The 17,746-nt window shown below is 69.4% G+C and carries 14 protein-coding genes; 6 read left to right on the forward strand and 8 right to left on the reverse strand.

The annotated features are described in order from the left end of the window. Positions 1-245 precede the first annotated feature (245 nt). Entirely contained in the window at positions 246-425 is a 180-nt protein-coding gene (locus tag KALB_RS26445; protein WP_025358706.1) for a hypothetical protein, read from the reverse strand. A 26-nt stretch (positions 426-451) separates the two neighbouring features. Between KALB_RS26445 and KALB_RS49930 the strand changes: the two genes are divergently transcribed. The 3 genes from KALB_RS49930 (at position 452) to KALB_RS26455 (ending at position 6,250) form a co-directional block, all read left to right on the forward strand. Then, positions 452-583, forward strand: a complete 132-nt coding sequence (locus tag KALB_RS49930) for a hypothetical protein (RefSeq protein WP_268872218.1) — start codon at positions 452-454, stop codon at positions 581-583. A gap of 797 nt (positions 584-1,380) precedes the next feature. After that, positions 1,381-3,342: a S8 family peptidase gene (locus KALB_RS26450; protein WP_158510819.1), complete on the forward strand. Its 1,962-nt coding sequence runs from the start codon at positions 1,381-1,383 to the stop codon at positions 3,340-3,342. Positions 3,343-3,457: 115 nt separating this feature from the next. Further along, a complete protein-coding gene (locus tag KALB_RS26455; RefSeq protein WP_025358708.1) occupies positions 3,458-6,250 on the forward strand; it encodes an ATP-binding protein in 2,793 nt (930 codons plus the stop codon). A 64-nt stretch (positions 6,251-6,314) separates the two neighbouring features. On the opposite strand, the gene KALB_RS26460 is transcribed toward KALB_RS26455, so the two are convergent. The 5 genes from KALB_RS26460 to KALB_RS26480 form a co-directional block, all read right to left on the reverse strand. Further along, complete coding sequence (locus KALB_RS26460; RefSeq protein WP_051913085.1) at positions 6,315-7,358, reverse strand: S53 family peptidase; 1,044 nt, start codon at positions 7,356-7,358, stop codon at positions 6,315-6,317. 979 nt (positions 7,359-8,337) lie between these two features. Further along, entirely contained in the window at positions 8,338-9,960 is a 1,623-nt protein-coding gene (locus KALB_RS26465; protein WP_148309659.1) for a hypothetical protein, read from the reverse strand. 206 nt (positions 9,961-10,166) lie between these two features. Beyond that, positions 10,167-11,051: an XRE family transcriptional regulator gene (locus KALB_RS26470; protein WP_148309660.1), complete on the reverse strand. Its 885-nt coding sequence runs from the start codon at positions 11,049-11,051 to the stop codon at positions 10,167-10,169. A gap of 135 nt (positions 11,052-11,186) precedes the next feature. After that, complete coding sequence (locus KALB_RS26475) at positions 11,187-12,275, reverse strand: integrase core domain-containing protein (protein WP_025358711.1); 1,089 nt, start codon at positions 12,273-12,275, stop codon at positions 11,187-11,189. Positions 12,276-12,463: 188 nt separating this feature from the next. Beyond that, positions 12,464-12,730, reverse strand: coding sequence for a hypothetical protein (locus KALB_RS26480; RefSeq protein ID WP_025358712.1), 267 nt, complete (start codon positions 12,728-12,730; stop codon positions 12,464-12,466). 153 nt (positions 12,731-12,883) lie between these two features. On the opposite strand from KALB_RS26480, the gene KALB_RS26485 reads away from it, so the two are divergent. After that, positions 12,884-13,543: a response regulator transcription factor gene (locus tag KALB_RS26485; RefSeq protein ID WP_025358713.1), complete on the forward strand. Its 660-nt coding sequence runs from the start codon at positions 12,884-12,886 to the stop codon at positions 13,541-13,543. Next, entirely contained in the window at positions 13,540-14,694 is a 1,155-nt protein-coding gene (locus KALB_RS26490) for a sensor histidine kinase (RefSeq protein ID WP_025358714.1), read from the forward strand. Before KALB_RS26485 ends, KALB_RS26490 begins: the two co-directional genes overlap by 4 nt. A 133-nt stretch (positions 14,695-14,827) precedes the next feature. Here the strand turns inward: KALB_RS26490 and KALB_RS49410 are convergent, their stop codons facing one another. Both KALB_RS49410 and KALB_RS26500 read right to left on the reverse strand, forming a co-directional pair. Then, complete coding sequence (locus KALB_RS49410) at positions 14,828-15,895, reverse strand: integrase core domain-containing protein (RefSeq protein ID WP_025358715.1); 1,068 nt, start codon at positions 15,893-15,895, stop codon at positions 14,828-14,830. 211 nt (positions 15,896-16,106) lie between these two features. Then, positions 16,107-17,090 (reverse strand): PIN domain-containing protein, encoded by a 984-nt coding sequence (locus tag KALB_RS26500; RefSeq protein ID WP_051913340.1) that lies wholly within the window; start codon positions 17,088-17,090, stop codon positions 16,107-16,109. A 107-nt stretch (positions 17,091-17,197) separates the two neighbouring features. Here KALB_RS26500 and KALB_RS26505 point away from each other — a divergent pair, with 107 nt between their 5' ends. Further along, positions 17,198-17,677 (forward strand): hypothetical protein, encoded by a 480-nt coding sequence (locus KALB_RS26505; protein WP_025358717.1) that lies wholly within the window; start codon positions 17,198-17,200, stop codon positions 17,675-17,677. The last annotated feature ends 69 nt before the right edge of the window (positions 17,678-17,746 follow it).

Below are 17,746 nucleotides of genomic sequence, written 5' to 3' on the forward strand. Positions count from 1 at the left end.
CTGTCCTGCCGTGTCGGCGCCGGGCACGGCTACCGGTGGACCACCCTGGCCGCCCTGCCCTGGCCCCCAAGGGACCAGCCCCTCGATCGTGACGGCCAAGATCAGCGATGATGTGCGGTGACCCCATTCCAGAACCGGGGTGGGATCGGTCGCCGCCCGGGCGGCAGGGGGACCTGACACGAGAAGGTGCTCGCTCTCCCTCCCGCCGCCCAGACCGGTGCCGCCCCGGCGGTCGCGGTGGCGGCTCATTCCTGGCGATAGTGCAGCAGCATGGCCTTGACATGCCGCGCGATGGCGATCGCGGCCTCGGTGGGCATGGGCAGCGACCGCGGTGGCGGCGTGGCGTGGCGGTGGGCCTCGGCCGCTTCGGCGCGCCGCAGCATCAGGTCGTACCAGTGCTGGAGCTCCTCGGTCCGGCCTGTCACTCACGCCGTTCTTCAGCCCGCCAACCGTGACGGGGTCAGGCAGCTCCACGATGCACGTCTCGGCGCTGTTCCAGGCGGGCACCTACAAGATCACAGTCACGGGCACCGACAGCGCTGGCAAGTCCGGCACCGCTGAGTACGTGCTCACCGTGGCTTGACCGCCGCCATGAGGACACCCCGCCGGAGTGGGGTGTCCTCATGGCACCACCTTCGGTCGCACTGCCCCAGTGGCCGCCGTGCGACGAGACGTCCGGCCGCCACAGCTGAACCACGGCCCGCGACAAGCACCGTGACCAGGCCGAGCAGTGCGCCACCGATCGCGCGCATTGCCGGTTGTCGAGGTACTCGACACGGGTGTGCGGGGTGCGGCCCATCCGGTCGAGCAGACGGACCTCGGTGATTGCGTTGCCTGCGAGCTTGAGGACGTGGAAGGCATCGGGCAGCCGCGCACAGAGGCGCCGGTCTGAGCTGTGGGGGAGGCCGACCAGGACGGCGATGTCGAGAACCCTTGGCTGGCTCCGTCCCAGGGGTGAACGTAACCAGAACGGGTCCGACCAGCACCGAGGAGAAGCACTGACGACACGCTCCAGCTCTGCTTCCTGTGCGCCCACCCGTCGCTGAGGCCGTCGGCGGGCTGATTACCCGCCGCACCGCCCAGGCCTGTTCAAGCGATTGTGACCCGCGTTGACGAGAGAGGTCTTGCCCGTTGGTCGCAATGGCCCACCGGATAGGGACGCACCTCAGCGGGTCATGCAATGCCGCCTGAACGCCGCTGACCTCCCTGCCTGCCGCTTCGGTCGTTCGCGGTTGGTCGGCCGGAGAGCCGCCTCGTTGTGGAATATTGTCGCGCGGCAATTGATTTTCATAGGTGACGGCACGCATTGACGCCACCTGAGCGGGCCGGGAGCGTCACCGGTTGGAATCGCATTCACCACCCGTGATGGAGGTCCCTGCGATGGACAAGACCCGATTCCTGGTCGGGACGAAAACTACTGGCGTGCTGACAGCGGTCCTGTGCGCCGCGTTGGGAGTGGCAGCACCCGCGTCGGCACACGCCGGTCCGCACGAGGCCGGGGTGCACGCCTACCTGGTGCTCACCGCACCGGGGGCGATCGACCCGGCGGTCAAGGCGGTGACCGCGAACGGCGGCACGGTGCAGGCGTCCTACGCGCAGATGGGCATCGTCCTCGCTCATTCCAGCGCGGAGGACTTCGCCGCGAAGGTGCGGGCGGTGCCCGGCGTGCAGCAGGTCGGTGACACCCGCGGCGGCTACGACGTCCCGGACGAGGGTACGCGCGTGGCTGCTCGCGCGGATTCCCCTGCGGCCAAGCACCTCGCACCCGAGCTCGGCCGGGCGATCGCCGCACCGGCCGAACCGGTGGACTGGAACATGCAGCAGATCGGGGCGGACAAGGCGTGGGCGATCAACCCGGGAAGCCGGGACGTGCGGGTCGGCATCCTGGACACCGGGGTCCAGGGCACCCATGAGGATCTGCGCGACAACTTCGACAGCGCCGACTCGGTGTCCTGCCTGTACGGCAAACCCAACACCACCCCGGGCGCGTGGGAGCCCGACGCCAACGCCCCCGCCGCCGGCCACGGCACCTCGGTGGCCGGCATCATCGCCGCTGCCAAGAACGACAAAGGCGTTGTCGGGGTAGCCCCGAACGTGCGGATCGCTTCGGTGAAGGTGATGGAGCCCTCGGGGAACATGTTCCCGGAGAACGTGATCTGCGGCCTGGTTTGGTCGGCCGACCACGGGTTCAAGGTGACCAACAACAGCTACTACGTCGATCCCAACCTCTACAACGACCCCAATGACCAGGACGGCGCCGCGGTCATCGAGGGGGTGCGCCGCGCGGTGGACTACGCCAAGGGCAAGGGAACCGCGACCGTCGCGGCTGCCGGCAACTACTCCAACAACCTGGACACCCAGCCGGGCGTGCTGCTGCCGGGCAACCTGGACAACGCCATCTCGGTCACCGCGGACACCATCGACAAGAAGCTGGCCTCCTACTCCAACTACGGCCTGAACACCGTGGAGGTGACCGCGCCCGGCGGCGAGGGCTCGGCGATGATCAACACCACCGCGCTGGGCGGCGGCTACACCACCTTCAACGGCACCTCCGCCTCCTCCCCGCACGCCGCCGGGGTCATGGCGTTGCTGGCCTCGGCCCACCCCCAGGCCACCGTGGACCAGCTGCGGTCGATGCTGCTGACCCAGGCCATCGACACCCCGTGCCCTGCCGGGGACAGCCGCTGCACCGGAACACCGGCCAAGAACTCGTTCTTCGGTGAGGGCATCGTCAACGCCCTGGCCGCGGTCTCCGGCGGGGACAACCCGCCCGGTCCGGGTGGGCAGACCACCGTCTACAACGAGGACTTCGAGAAGTCCACCGGGTGGACGATCAACCCCAACGGCACCGACACCGCCACCTCGGGACGCTTCGAGATCGCCGCCCCGCAGCAGACGACCTACTCGGGGCTGGCCATACAGCCGGGGAACACCCCCACCGGCACCAAGGCATTGGTGTCGGGCGCGGCCGCCGGTGCGTCGGTGGGCGACAACGACATCGACGGCGGGACCACCAGCGCGCTGTCCCCGGAGGTGACGCTGCCAGCGGGTGCACCGGCGTCGCTGTCGATGGCCTGGTACCTGGGGAACCTGGCCAACTCCGCTGGCGCCGACTACCTGCGGGTCCGGGTCGTCTCCGGTGGGCAGAGCAGCGTGGTCGCCGAACGCAAGTCCACCTCCACCGACACCGCCGCGACGTGGAGCACGACCACCGCGGACCTGTCGCCGTGGGCGGGCAAGACGATCCGCGTGCTGATCGAGGCGGCCGACGCCGACGCCGGTAGCCTGGTCGAAGCGGGTGTGGACGATTTGCGCGTCACCAGCGGCAAACCCACGCACTGAGCCCGCCGGTGGTGGGGCCCGCGGAGACCGCGGGCCCCACCACCGCGGCCATTCACGCACGGTCCCTACCATCGTCCGTGGTCACCTCGACCGCGGCGTCCCTAGGTTGAGCGACATGACAGTCATCACCCGAGGTACGGGGATCTGCCAGACACCGCTGGTCGGCCGGGATGACATCCTGGCCGCCGTGCTGGTGGCCGGTCGGTCACGTCCCGCCCTGATCGGGGTACGGGGTGGACCCGGGATGGGCAAGTCATGTCTGCTCGCCGAGCTCCAGCGGATCAGGCCGGCCCCGTTCCGTCACGTCCTGCACGCGAGGTGCCGGCGGGGATCGTGCACGCCGCTGGCACCGGTACTCGAAGCCCTGCTCAGTGACACCAGCGCGCCCTGGAGTCCTGACGCCACCGCAGCCCTGGGGCCGTTGCTGCCCGAACTGGCCGATCGGCTCCCGCCCACGCTGGCAGGTGCCCCGGACCTGCACCGGATCTTCCGGGCGCTGCGCCAGGTGCTGTGCGGACCGGACGCGGTCCTGCTCCTGCTCGACGACGTCGACCAAGCCGACACCACCACGTGTGCCTTCCTTGACTACCTCACCGGTACCGCGACGGGCGATCTCGCCGTGGTACTGGCCCACACGAGCCGGGTACCCCACGTCGGTCTTGCCGAGGCGGGCACAATGCTCACCCTCACGCCGCTGGACCTCACCCAGACCGCGGAGCTGGTCCGGGCTCTGCTGGGCTGCGACGCGATTCCCGAGGACGTGGCGACGGCGTTGTTCGACCGCTCGGCAGGCTGTCCGCGGGCGATCACCGCCGCCGTGGAGCAGGTTCTCCACGAGCCCGATTCCTGCGGCCGGTCGGTGTGGTCGGCGCTGCGCGACCTGCACGTCCCGACGCGCTTGGTGGACACCATCGCCGAGGAGATGGCCGACCTGGACGCCGCCACCCGAGCGGTGATCACCGCCGCGGCGGTTTGGGCGACCGGTGCCACCGAGGACCAGTTGCGCGCCCTGACGGCACTGCCTGTTCGCCGCTGTGAGTCGGCGTTGGATACCGCGGTTGGTCATGGGCTGCTGCGCGTGGCGGGAACTGGCTACCGCTGCCGCAGCGAGTTCGTCCGCCGTGCGGTCGAACACGCTGTGGTGGCCTCGCAGCGGCGGCGAGCCCATCGCCGGGCCGCGACCCTGCTTGACGCCGCGGGCCAGCCCGCCCCGCTGGTCGCCCGCCACCTGCGGGAGGCGGGCGACCTGGATCACTGGCGTGAGTACAGCGAGGGGCAGGCGGACACGGCGCTGGCCGCCGGGGACTGGAGCACCGCGGTGCAGCTGCTGTCGCCGCTGGTGGAGGACGAGCAGCAGGACGAAGCGCGTCGGGTGCGGATCGCGGTCAAGCTCGGCTCGGCGGCGTTCGAGGCCCTGGACTACCGCGCGAGCGTGCGGATCCTCCGGCAGATCCTCGGCGAGCTCGTGCTACCCGAACGAATCCGTGGGCAGTTGCGCAACGACCTCGGGGTCCTGCTGCTCAGCCAGGTTGGCGATCACCAGGCGGGCTACGACGAACTCGAACACGCCGCCGCGGAACTGCGCGACAGTGCACCCGAGATCGCGGCGCGGGTGATGTCCACCCTGGCCAACCCCTACGCCGGTCGGCGCCACGTCAGCACCCACCTGCGGTGGCTTGCCGAGATCGAGACGCTGTCCCCGGTGGACCTGGACCCGGTCGGTGCCGCGATCGTGCGGGTGAACCGGGCCACTGCCCTGTTGACCTGCGGGTTGCCCGAGGCGTGGGAGCACACCGAGTTCGTCCTCGGTGACAGCGAGCACGCTGAGCTCCGCCGCCAGTTGATGCGAGGCTGCCTCAACATCGCCGACAGCGCGGCCTGGCTCGGCCATCACGAGGTCGCCACCCGATTCCTGGCCCGAGGCCAGCACTGGTCGCAGACGCTCGGTGCGGCGCACCTGACCGAACTGCTGGAGGTCGCCGCCCTGACCAACGACTGGCTCACCGGCCGATGGCAAGGCCTGGAGCGCCGCGCGGAGTCGCTGGCACAGCGGTGTCAGGGACTGCCGGTGGTGGAGGCGGAGTGCCGGCTAATCGCCGGTGCGCTGGCGATGGAGGCAGGGGCGTCCGAGCGCGGACGCGCGCTGCTGCCGGGGATCAGCGCTGCCCGCACCACGTCCGCGGGTGCCCCACCCGTCGCCATCACGGCCTCGGCCGTGCTGGCGCGCGACCACCTCCGGCGGGGTCGCCGCGCCGAGGCCTGGCACGAAGCCCGGGCGGCGCTGGCCGTGGTGGAGCGCACCGGCCAGTGGGTGTGGGCCAGCGAGCTGGCACCCGTGCTGGGCGAACTACTGCTCGACAACGGAGATCACGCCGCATTGGAGCAACTCCTGGACTGCTTGCAGTCCGGTGTGGACGGCCGTGACGCACCAGCGGCGTTCGCGGGCCTCGACCTGTGCCGGGCCATGGCGTTGCAGGCCGGTGGAGCCGACACCGCACAGGTGCTCCACGCTTACCAGGTGGCGGCCGAGGCGTTCGACGCGGTGCCCCGGCCCTACTGGGCAGCCACGGCACTGCTGCTCCGTTCCCGCTTCGCCGGCCCGGGTCCCGGCGCTCAGGACGCCGCCGCGGCAGCGGACCGGTTCCGCGCCCTGGGTTGCACCGTCGCGGTCAGGTTGTGCGAGGACCTGCTGGGGGTGCCCGAGCCAGCCCGGCGGGGTCGGGGCCGCCCCGGGTACGGGGTCCAACTCTCACCGCGGGAGGCCCAGGTCGCGCGGCTGGCCGGACGCGGATGGACCAACGCCCGGATTGCCCAGTCGCTGGGTTTGTCGGTGCGCACGGTCGAACAGCACGTCAGCCGCGCGATGCGTAAGACCGGAGCCCCCAGCAGGTTCGCCCTAGGCGGCTGACCAGCGCGACAACGCGGTTGCCGTCCACCGAGCCGCATGATGGACGGCAACCGAAGCTGTGCGCTCAGTGCACGGGGACGAATCCCGCCACCCCGTCGGGCGTGCCCAGGCCTGTGGGGCCGTCCCAGCCTGCGTGCGCGCCGGGGCCCTCGGTCACGTCGTTGAACGCGCCGGGGTGGGCGTACAGGTAGCTCGCGGGCCGATCAGCCTTGCCGGGCGCACCGGCCAAAGCCCACAGCGACACCACGATGGGCGTGCTCGCGCTGGTGCCACCGGACACCCGCCAACCGCCGCCGGCACCCCAGTAGTAGGCCACCCCGGGGTAGAGATCGGCGACCGCGGCGACGTCCGCGGTGGCACGCTTGCCGCACCCGGTGTTCACACCGTTCTGGAATGCGGGCTTGGCCGAGTAGATCGAGCAGCCGTAGCCGGTGCTGTTCCACGCCTTTTCGCTCCAGCCGCGCGCGGTGCTCGGGTCACGGACCAGAGCAGTGCCTCCGACCGCGATGGTGTAGGGCGAGGAGGAGGGGTGCAGCACCGAAGCCGGGCCGTCGCCCGAGGCGAAGCCCAGCACCGCACCGGGGATGTCGAGGACCTTGCCCTCGCGGACCTGCTCGGGGTACTCGGTGCCGCCCCAGCTGCTGGAGACGAACGGCGTGACCTGCTTGGCCAGCCGGGCGACCATCGGGAGCAGCACCGTGCTGTCACTGCTGTCCGCCTCCGCCAGCACGATCCTGCACCGGGGGCACAGGGCGGAGACCAACTGGATGTCCATCGCGGCCTCGCTGGACCAGGCGCCGTCAGGAGCCGGGAGCGGGCTAGGGTTCAGGTTCTTGTTGACCTTGCGGAAACAGCCGTCGGCGCTGGTGCAGGGCGGCAGGCCGTACTGCTTGCGGTAGACCGCCAGATCGGCCTCGGCGTCCGGGTAGTCCGCACCAATCGTGACTGCCACCGTGGTGCCGGCGCCTTGCTGGATCGGTGCCTTGTAGGCGGCCTGGAGGTCGGCCGGCCCGTAGCCGTAAGGGGCCGCCGCGGTCAGCCCCAGATGGGTCGGCAGATCGGTACGCAGCAGCTGACGGCAGGCGACCTTGCCAGGAATTCGATCCATACCGGCACAGACCGCGCGCACAGCTGACGGTGCCGGCGCGGCCAAGGGCTGCGCCGCAGCGGCCGGTGTCAGGACGGTGGCCAGGAGCATCGATCCGACGAACAAGCCCCGTGCAGGTCCGGGTATACGCATGTTCTCTTCCTTCCGGCGTCCGTGCCTCGGGTTCCCGACCGGTCCTCCGATCGGCAACCGGAGTGCACGACCACCATGGCCACGCGCAAACCGGCCGCACAATCCGTGCTCCACCACTACTCCCAACGACTGGGCGAGACGAAAACCGCGTCCTGTAAAGGAACGTGCGCCCGCCCAAGCAGACTCAGCCACGAGCGTTCGACCTGGCGAGGCTGCCGTGGGCTCACGTTGGGTGGAGTGCAGCCCTCGGTGTGGACTCGATGCCTGGGCCTGCTCTGGGCTGGCCAGCGCTGCTGACGGCGACGCTCCTCGGCTGGTGCGCTGCGGCGGCGACCTGGTTCGTCCTGCGAGTCGCGCACCGCCAAGCGCCCGGCTCAGGATTGCCGATGGGGCCATTCCTCATCGCCGCCGCACTGACCGTCGTCGCCACCACCCGGCATGACCACGCGCACCCCAATGGGCTTCTGCCAGCGGTTGGCGCGTCCAGGGCTTCGGTTCACACGTTCGCGCCAGATCCTTCAGGGCTGCGCGGGCCGTGATCGACACCAAGACCGTGAGCACGACGTAAGTGAACACTTCGACCACGACGTGCCAGGAGCCGGGTACCGTCGACCCACGCTGACTGCGGCGCACCGGGGTACCAGGAGCACCACCGGCCACGATCACGCCTCGCGCGGCATCCGGGTGTCGGTTGAGGAACTGCAAAACGAGCTCGTTTGACACGTTCGCGGTAGAAGAACACATCCAGAGCGAGGGACGGCCTTGAGGGTGAAGGGTGCGACCGGTGCGACCGGTTGTGCCGAGAGCCCGCCCGGCGGAAGAGGCCGGGCGGGCTCAGGGTTCGGGGTCAGCTGGTCGTCCGGTAGTCGATCGTATGGGTGTAGACGAGGTCGCGGGTGGTTGAGGAGACGTCCAGGTTGTATGCGGGGCGGTCGGTCGTGAACCACTCCTTGAACGAGGACGACGGGTAGCTGATCATGTCCGCGAATGTGCTCGTCGGACCGTTGTCGACCTTGCGCCACAAGTCGATGAGCGCACCCGCCACGCGCAACTCGACCTGGTCGCCGTCCTCCGGGTTGGTCCGCGACGCGTATTGGGTCGGGTCGTTCCACGTGGTGTTCATGAGGTCCACCGAGGCGCCGTTGGGCCAGTAGTACATGCCGTCGCCCATGGTGTAGCCGGCGATGGCGTCGGCGAAGCCCTCGGTCCACGCGCAGTTGGTCCCGGAACGCAGGTGCAGGGTGTGCGGGTTGGGGCAGTCGCTCTGGGCCCACCAGCCGCCGTAGAGCAGATCCATCAGGGCGTGGCCGGACTCGTGCAGCACGGTGTGCTCGGAGTCGGGGTCGGCGTCTTTGAGGGCGACGTAGCGCGTGCCGACGTTGTTGAAGTACGTGCCGTCGGTGCTGCCCGGCTGCCAGTGCAGGGTGATGGGGGTGCAGTTGCTCGACTGGCGGTCGGTCCAGCAGGAGCTGGAACCATGCAGTGCCCACAGCTTGTTGAGCGTGTCGAACGCGTGCCACGCCCGCATGTACGTGCTGGGGGGCGATGTCGTGCCGAATGCGGCGGTGCTCCCGCTCGCGACGTTCGACTTGGCCACGGTGGTGAGCGTGTAGGCGCTCGATCCCGCGTTGTCGGTGACCCGCCACAGGTTCGAGTCGGCCGTGAACTGGATCCACAGCTGGTACATGGTGGTGACCGGCGCCGTGAAGCACAGCGAGTAGGAACCGTCGTTCCACGAGGTCAGACCCGAGGCGTAGAACGCGGCGGCGGACGTGGAGGTGGCCCTGGCGGCGATCTGCACCCTGACGGTGCGGCCGGCTTTCCAGTTGCCCGCCGCGTCGGCGTAGGTGAGGGAGCCGGTGGCACAGACCTGGCCCGCCGCGGCGGTGGTCAGCGCGGCGGTCGGGGCGGACCGCGTGACGGCCTTCGACTCGGTGCCGGTCACACCTTGGCGCGAGGTGCCCGGCCGCTCGCCCACGACCAGGGGCGCGGCGGCGTGCGCGGCGCGCTCGATCGCCGGCGCGTCGGGGTCGGTGACGTCGGCTTCGATGTGCGCGGGTCCGGGTGCGACGGCGGTGACGCCGAAGGTGACCGTGCGGCCCTTGGTGGTCAAGGGGAACTGCTGGACGGCGACCTGGGACAGGCCGGTGGTGCGGGGTTCGGACAGGCCGCTGGAACGCCGGTCCAGCGTGAGGGTGTCGGGCAGCCTGACCGTCAGCGACGCGTGGTCGAGCGCCACCCGGGACTTGATGGTGACGGTCACGGTCGCCGACTCGCCGACCGCGGGCAGCCGGTCGAGCCCGATGTCGGCGGCCACGCAGCTTGGCCGTGCCTCGGAGCGCTCAGCGGAGCCGGTGGTGAACGCGCAGGCCGCAGCGGCGTGGTTCGGCGCCGCCGACGCTGGTGACGGGAGCAGGGCCGTGGCCGCGACAGCCGCGACGACCACGGGGAACACGAGTCCGGATTTCATGTGCAGGGATGCCTTCCGGGGCGGAAGTGTCAGGGGATGTCACCGCGCGGTGACGAGCGAAAGAATGACCACCGCCGGTGACTCCGCGCAATATTGCGGCGCGATTCGAACACCGTCCGTCATATTCTGTGAAGAACGCTGGTGGGAGACCCAGGATTCTTGTCGGAACGCCGGGTGAACGGCGCGCAAATCTGTGAAGAACCCGCTCACCACGTCCAGCGGGTGCCGATGACTCCGGCAGACAGGTTGATCCTGACGAAGCAGGTGGAATCGGACGGGCCGACCTCCAGGCGTTCCACCACGCGCTCCGGGACGTCGAAGTCGCTCATGTGGAAGCTGTGGCAGCGCTTGGGCAGCGTGCCCTCGAACTGGATCTGCTGGCTGTACTCGGCGACCGGTTCCCGAAAGCGCCGGGAGTAGTTGTCGACCGGCAGCCCCGGTTCGGCCGCCATCCGGTACTCGACCACAGCGTGCTCCCCCGCACCGAGCGGACGGTCCAGCAACAGTTCGGCCACCATGAGCCCGGTGTCGGGCTCGGTGGCGATCCGGCCGGCCCGGCAGAAGCGGACGCCGGTGAGCGCGGGCGGGAACTGCGGGTGGTCGGCCCGGTAACGCACCAGGCACCGTGTCACGCGGCCGTGCTCGCCGCGCAGGACGAGCCGCGACCACGTGCCGCGTTCGAGCCGGTCGGACCCGACGGTGAACACGTCGTGCGCCGACACCACGGCGTACTGGCCCTCGTCGGGCTTGTGCAACCGCTGTTCCAAGGGCATCCCGGCGTGCCGCACCCGCCGTCCGCGTGGCTTGGGCGGACCCAGCAGCGTGATCAATGCGGTGGGCGGCAGCCCGAGCACCTCCTCCAAGACCCGTACGGCACGCATCGACTCCGGCCGTTCGGGCCGCCTCTTGTTGTGCCGCCAGTAGCTCAGCGTCGCGACACTGACGTCCACACCGCGCTCGCCGAGGTGGAACCGCAACCGGTCCAGCGTCAGCCCTCGCACCGCGATGGCGGCGTCGAGCACTTCGGCGAACGACCCGCCCCGCACCACGCGGGCCAACTCCTGCGCACTGATCCGCCGTCCCGCAGCCACCGACACGCGCCACCTCCGTCAGCCCGTCGGCCGCACTGGAGCAGCGACCGGAGGTCCACTATCAGCACCGCCAAGCCCGATGTCCAGCCACACTCTGGACGTCCCTGCGCGTGCCGAGCACTACGTCCGCACAGGTCAAGTGGCATGTCGATACTCGTGGATGACACCGCCGAGACAGTCCAGCCGGCGTACGGTGAGGCGTTCGATCTGGTCGGGCTCAAGGGGCTGGGGTCCGGCTGGCAGGGGTGCTGCGGCGGCGAGTGATCGGTGGGTTCGGTGCTGGTTGTAGTGCCGCTCGTACTCACGAAGCGCGTGCCGGAGGTGGGTCTCGTTCCAGATCAGCGTGCGGTCCAGGAGTTCGGTGCGGAGTGTCGTGACCCAGCGTTCGGTGATCGCGTTCATGCGGGGTATCCGGGCACCGGTCAGCATCGTGGTGATCCCCGCGGCACTGAGGATCTCATCGATCAACTCAGGGTAATTGGCATCGCGGTCGCGGATGAGGAACCTGGCCCGCGCGAGGCTTCCGGCATCCTCAAGGTCCATGAGCAGGTTGCGGATCGCCTGCGTCACCCAGGCATGGGTGGGGTGTGCGGTGGCGCCGAGGATGCGGACGCGCCGGCCAGCGTGGTGCATGGCGGCGAGGATGTACTGGCGCACTCCGGACAGGGTGATGGTCTCGATGAAGTCCATCGCCAGGATCGCGCCGGCCTGGGAACGTAGGAAGGCAGCCCACGTGATGGTGGCCCGGTGCGGGGCCGGCTCGATGCCCTCGGTCTTGAGAATTTCCCACACGGTGGATGCGGCGATCGCGATGCCGAGGAGGGCGAGTTCGCCGTGGATGCGCCGGTAGCCCCAGGAGGGGTTCTCGGTTGCCAGGCGCAGGACGAGGCGGCGGATCGAGGCAAGGGTGCGCGGACGCCCGGGCCTACGGCGCTTGCTTGCACGGGCGTGGCGGCGTTTCACCAGTTCGCGATGCCATCGCAGCACCGTGTCTGGGCTGACTAGCAGCCGGAGTCGGCGCAGCGTCGCGCGGGTCAGGGGCATGACCAGCGCCGCGAGCAACGCCCTGTCCTCAGGGCGCTGATCGCCGAGTTGTCTCTGCAAAACCGTGAGTTGATGGCGTAGGGCAAGGATCTCAATGTCCTTCTCACGGTCGGTCATGCGGAATAGCCGCAGCGCGGCGAAGGCGTGGGCGGCGGCGAGGTAGGCGAAGCGGACCAGCACGAGCCGCGATCATGCTGGACGGTGACCAGGCACACGGCCGATGCCCGCTGACCTGCACGGACGTAGTTCTCGGCACATACAACGTCGAGCGTGCAGGCCGGCCGGTGGAGAAGGACGTCGTGCTGGACGAGGAACGCGACGCCTGGCGGTGAGTGACCCCCGCGAGCACCGCCAGGCGTCGCCGGGCCTCAGAGGCCCGGGATGGGGGTGACCGGCGCGGTGCTGCCGGCCGGCGGGTTCTCGCACGGGACCAGGATGACGATGCCGTTCGGGTCCTGCTTGAGCTCCAGGCAGGTGTCCCCGCCCTGCGGGTCGCCGGACTGGGCGTGCTGGAAGCCGGCGGTGGCGGGCGTGGCGGTGGCGGCGGACGCGGGGCTGGCGCCGAGCGCGATGGCGCCGACGGCGGCCAGCCCGGCGATGCCCGCGGCGAGATGACGACGAGTGCTGGTGGACATGATCGCTCCTCGAAGGTGAGTGCTGCTTGGTTGACGGGCCCAAGCCAACCGGAGCCCACCTTTCGAAAAGATCTCCACCGCGGCCGGCCCGCCGATACCTTTTCGCAACCCCGCGGCCGATAGCCTGCCCCGACCGAGCGGATTGGGGAGACGATGCGCGTGCTGGTGGTCGAGGACCAGACCCTGCTGGCCGATCTGGTCGCCACCGGCCTGCGCCGGGAGTCGATGGCGGTGGACGTCGCCTACGACGGGACCGCCGCCCAGTACCGTCTCGGCCTGCACGACTACGACGTGGTGGTGCTGGACCGGGATCTGCCCGGCGTGCACGGCGACGACATCTGCAGCGAGCTGATCGGCTCCGGCTCCCGGACCAAGGTGCTGATGCTCACCGCGGCCGGGTCGCTGGACGACCGGGTGGACGGCCTGGAACTGGGCGCCGACGACTATCTCACCAAGCCGTTCGAGTTCCCCGAACTGGTGGCCCGGGTGCGGGCGCTGGCCCGCCGCGTCGCCAGGGCCGTGCCGCCGGTCCTGCGTCACTCCACTGTGGAGCTCGACGCCGCCGCGCGGCGCGTGAGCCGCGCTGATCGCACGATTGTGTTGCAGCCCAAGGAGTTCGCCGTGCTATCGGTGCTCATGGCCGAGGCGGGGACCTTCGTCAGCGCGGAGGAGTTGCTGGCCAGGGTGTGGGACGAGAACGCCGACCCGTTCACCAACGCGGTGCGGGTGACCATCTCCAAGCTGCGGGCCAAGCTCGGCGACCCGCCGGTGATCGAGACCAGTTCCGGGGCCGGCTATCGGATCGTGCCATGAAACTGCCGGTTCGCGCCCGGCTGGGCCTGCTGTGCGGGGCGCTGATGGTGGTGTCCTCGTCGGTGCTGATGGTCGTGGTCTACCTGCTGCTGCAGGCCAACCTGCCCGACCGCTTCGACTCCATCGCCATCCGGCTCATGCCCGGCGGGAGCGCCGCCGAGCTGACCTCGACCGAGGGCGCCGCCGTGTGGTCGCTGGGCGGCGGCCAGGCCGATCCGTTCCTGTCCGCGGCGCTCGGCCAGTACGTGCTGTGGTCGGCGCTGTCGCTGGCACTGCTCGGCTTGGGCGCGATCGCGGTCGGCTGGTGTGTGTCCGGCCGGGTGCTGCGGCCCCTGCGCCGCATCACCGCCACCGCGCGGCGGCTGTCCGCGCAGAACCTGCACGAGCGGATCGCTTTGACCGGCCCCAAGGACGAGCTCACTGACCTCGCCGGCACGGTCGACGAGATGCTGGACCGGATCGAGGCGGGATTCACCAGCCAGCGGCGGTTCATCGCCAATGCCGCCCATGAGCTGCGCACCCCGCTCGCCGTGCAGCGGACCGCGCTACAGGTCGGCCTGCTCGACCCCACCCCGGCGGAGCTGGCGCTGATCCGGGAGCAGCTGCTGGCCGACAACCGACGCAGCCAACGGCTGATCGAGGGACTGTTGTTGTTGGCCCGCAGCGACCAGGGGGTGCTCCGCTCGGAACGGGTTCGTCTGGACGAGGTGGTCACCGATGTGCTGGCCCAGCAGCGGCCCGACCCGGAGCTGACCTTCGAGGTCGAGTTGCTGCCGGTTCTGGTCCGCGGTGAGGCCCTGTTGCTGACTCACCTGGTGGGCAACCTGATCGCCAACGCCGTGCGGTACAACACCATCGGCGGCACGGTCTGGGTCCGCACCACACCCGACGGGGTGCTGGAAGTGCGCAACACCGGCCCGCTGGTGGCGGCGGACACGGCGGCGGAGCTCACTGAGCCGTTCCGCCGCGGTGCCGGCCGCACGCACTCACCGGCCGACGGCTGCGGTCTGGGCCTGTCCATCGTCGACTCCATCACCAATGCCCACCACGGCGCCCTGGATCTGACCGCGCGCCCGGAAGGCGGCCTGTGCGTCCGCGTCACCCTGCCTGTGGCACCGTCTCGCCGCGTGCCACCGCCAACTGCTCCGTGATCCCGGCCATGATCCGCCTGTCCTGGTCCAAAAGTCTGTCATCGGCTGTGACCTGGGGTGTTAGGCGGCTGGTTGATAGTCGTTGAGTAGCTGTGGGGTTCCAAAAGTCTGTCACCGGTGCTGACCAGTAGGTTTACGCGGCTCGTTCGTACTCGTTGATCAGGCCTCCCAGGAGCCACTGGCGCTTGATCCACGCAGAGTTGAGGTTCGCCACGGGGTAGGTCGGCTGAGGTGGGCGGAGTTCGCGGGACCGGTGCGGCCGTCGGCCGTTGTAGTGCCGGACGTATTCGGTGAGCGCGGCGTTGAGGTGCCGCTGGCTCAGGATCAGCATGCGGTCGGTGAGCTCGGATCTGGCGGTGAGTACGAACCGTTCGGCGTAGCAGTTCGCACGGGGGCAACGCGGCGGGATCGTGACCGTCGTGATGTCCACGTCAGCCAGCACAGCGTCGAACGAGGCCGCGAACTGGCCAGCCCGGTCGCGGACGAGAAACCTGAACTCGCCGACGCGGTCACCGAGATCCATCACAAGGTTGCGGATCTGCTGCGTGGTCCACCCGCCGTCCGGGTGGGTGGTCGTGCCGAGAACGTGGACGTAACGGCTGCCGACCTCCAACACGAACAGCACGTAGATCCGCTGGAGGGTGACCGCGCAGTCGACGTGGAAAAAGTCGCGGGCCAGCATCGTCGAGGCCTGCGTACGCAGGAACTGCCGCCAGGTTGTGTCGGTCTGCCGGTCCGGCGCGGGAGGTATGCGCGCCCGTTTCAGGATCCGCCGGATCGTCGAGGAAGCGACCCGGTGTCCAAGCTTGAGCAGCTCGCCCTGAATCCTCTTGTAACCCCAGTTGTGGTTCTCGGTGGCCATCCGTTCGATCAGCTTGGTAATCGCCTCATCGACGGGCGGACGGCCGACTCGGTGTGGGTAGGTCCACTTCGCGGCTACCAAACGCCGGTGCCAGCGCAGGATCGTTGCGGGGGTGACCAACCGGTGCAGCCGCAGCCCCGTGGGCAGCAGGCGGACCAACGCGGCGACCACCGCCCGGTCGGCCCAGTCCAGGCGCGGTTTCGGGTTGCCTCTGCGCAGCACGGCCACCTCGTGGCGAAGCACCAGGAGCTCGACGTCCTTGGACGCCGACGAGCGACTGAGCAACACCAGCAGGCCCACCAGCCGGAGGAAGATCAGATAGAGCAGACGCAGCGCCACGGCGGACGATCATGCCCTGCCCGTCACGTGTCCGTTGCCGCAGGTCGGATGCGCGGACCGACTTCTGGAACCCCACACGTTCCCAGGGCGAGACCATCTCCGACCGCAGCCGTATCCCCCAGGAGCTCGTTGCACGGTTCCAGGCGGCTCACGCTCCTGAGCCCGGTTCAACGCCCTTGGCCGGCGGACGCACGACCAAGGGCACTCCGCGCTACTGCACAGGCGGCTCTTTCTCCAACTGCTTCTGGAGCTTGGCAACCTTCAGCCCTGCCGAACGCCCACGCATCGCCTGCCCGGTGTCGTAGGTGACCAGGGTGATCTCCCGGGCTGCAAGGGGTTGCAGTGCTACGGCTCGGGCCACAATCTCGTCGTCGTTGATCGGCAGCCGACGATGCCCTGGCGGATCAAGCACCACCTCGATGGTGACTTCGCCTCGCGGGATACCTCCGGTGTTCAGGGCGGAGAAGTCCTCGTCCTGCAGCCGGACCGGCCCCATACTTGAGCGGCATACGCGGTCGAGCACCGCCAGGGTGTAGCCGGCTCTCCAGCGAACGTATCGGTTGCTGTGCTGCTTCAGGTTGTCGAGTTCGTCGACAACCACGATCGGTACCAAGACGTGGATTGGTTCTTCCCGCGCGGGGATCAAGGGCGCGAAGTCGGCTTCTTCCAGCTTCTCCTTGTGGTTGATGTAGAAGCTGGTGTCCGGCACCACGAACTCGCCAACGCGGGACCACCGCTGGATCTGCTGCTCCACGGCATCCCGTGCGGCCTCTAGTGCCGCGAGGCGCTGATCGAACTCGATGTTCAGCAGGCCGTTGACCGGGTAGGCGTGGACACCATCCAGAACCTTGCCCACGAACGTCAACAGCAGCTCGTACCGCGGCGTCATGATGAGTCGCCTGATGTCCGCCGCGCTGATCTGGCTGCCAAGCTTCTGGACAGACACGACTGCCCAGTCCAGATAGGCATTGAGCCGCTCGACCGCCGTCAGTCCCCCACCGCCGCGGAGGTTGCCAACGTCCGTGCAGACCTCGCGCAGCGTGCTGCGCAGGTTGCGCCGGTCCACGCCAGGCAAGCAGGTGACAAGCATGTCCGGGAGCCTGCCACCCGCCGGCGTGGGGAAGCAGGCGACGCGCCGACCGGTCCGCACCGCGGCGGCGAGGTCGAGCTGGCCCTCCGGCGGCCACGAGTCCAAGCGGCTATCCTCCACCGTCGTACCAGCGCGAGAGGGGAACCCGGTAGGGCCAGAAGGTCGTCACGTTCTCGGACCTCAGCGGCAAGATCGTCGAAGGCGGCGAGCTGGTGCGCATCGTGGTGACCCAGCACCCGGCGCTGGAGAACGGCCCGGTGGAGATCGAGGCCGCGCCCGCGGAGATCGCCGACATCGAGCAGCATGCCCTGGACGTGGTCACCTTCGACATCCACGCCCCGGGTGAGGCGCCCAAGACGGTCGTCATGGACGTGGAGACCTTCAACAAGCTGGCCACCGACGACCCCATGGACGTGGTGCTGCGCGCCGCCAAGAAGTCCTACGCCAAGCCTGCCCGCGCCAAGTCCACCGGCGAACCCAAGGTCAACTACTCCTCAATGGAACACGCCGGCAAGCCGCACAAGGGCAAGACCACCGACGCCGAGAAGCAGATCGTCCACGACCACTTGGACGCGATCAACGAGCGGCTCCAGTCCGAGGGCCTACGCACCATTGACCTGCAGGACCCTGAGCACGTGGCTCGGTACGGACTGGAGGACTTGGCGGAGGCTGGGGAAGGCGCTGAGTCATAGACCGACCTGCTCCCAGGGCAGCCACTACACCGCTGGACCCAGGTCAGTTTGAGCGCACGGTCACTCCTC

This window comes from Kutzneria viridogrisea DSM 43870, assembly GCF_000525635.1.
GTDB classification, from domain to species: domain Bacteria; phylum Actinomycetota; class Actinomycetes; order Mycobacteriales; family Pseudonocardiaceae; genus Kutzneria; species Kutzneria viridogrisea.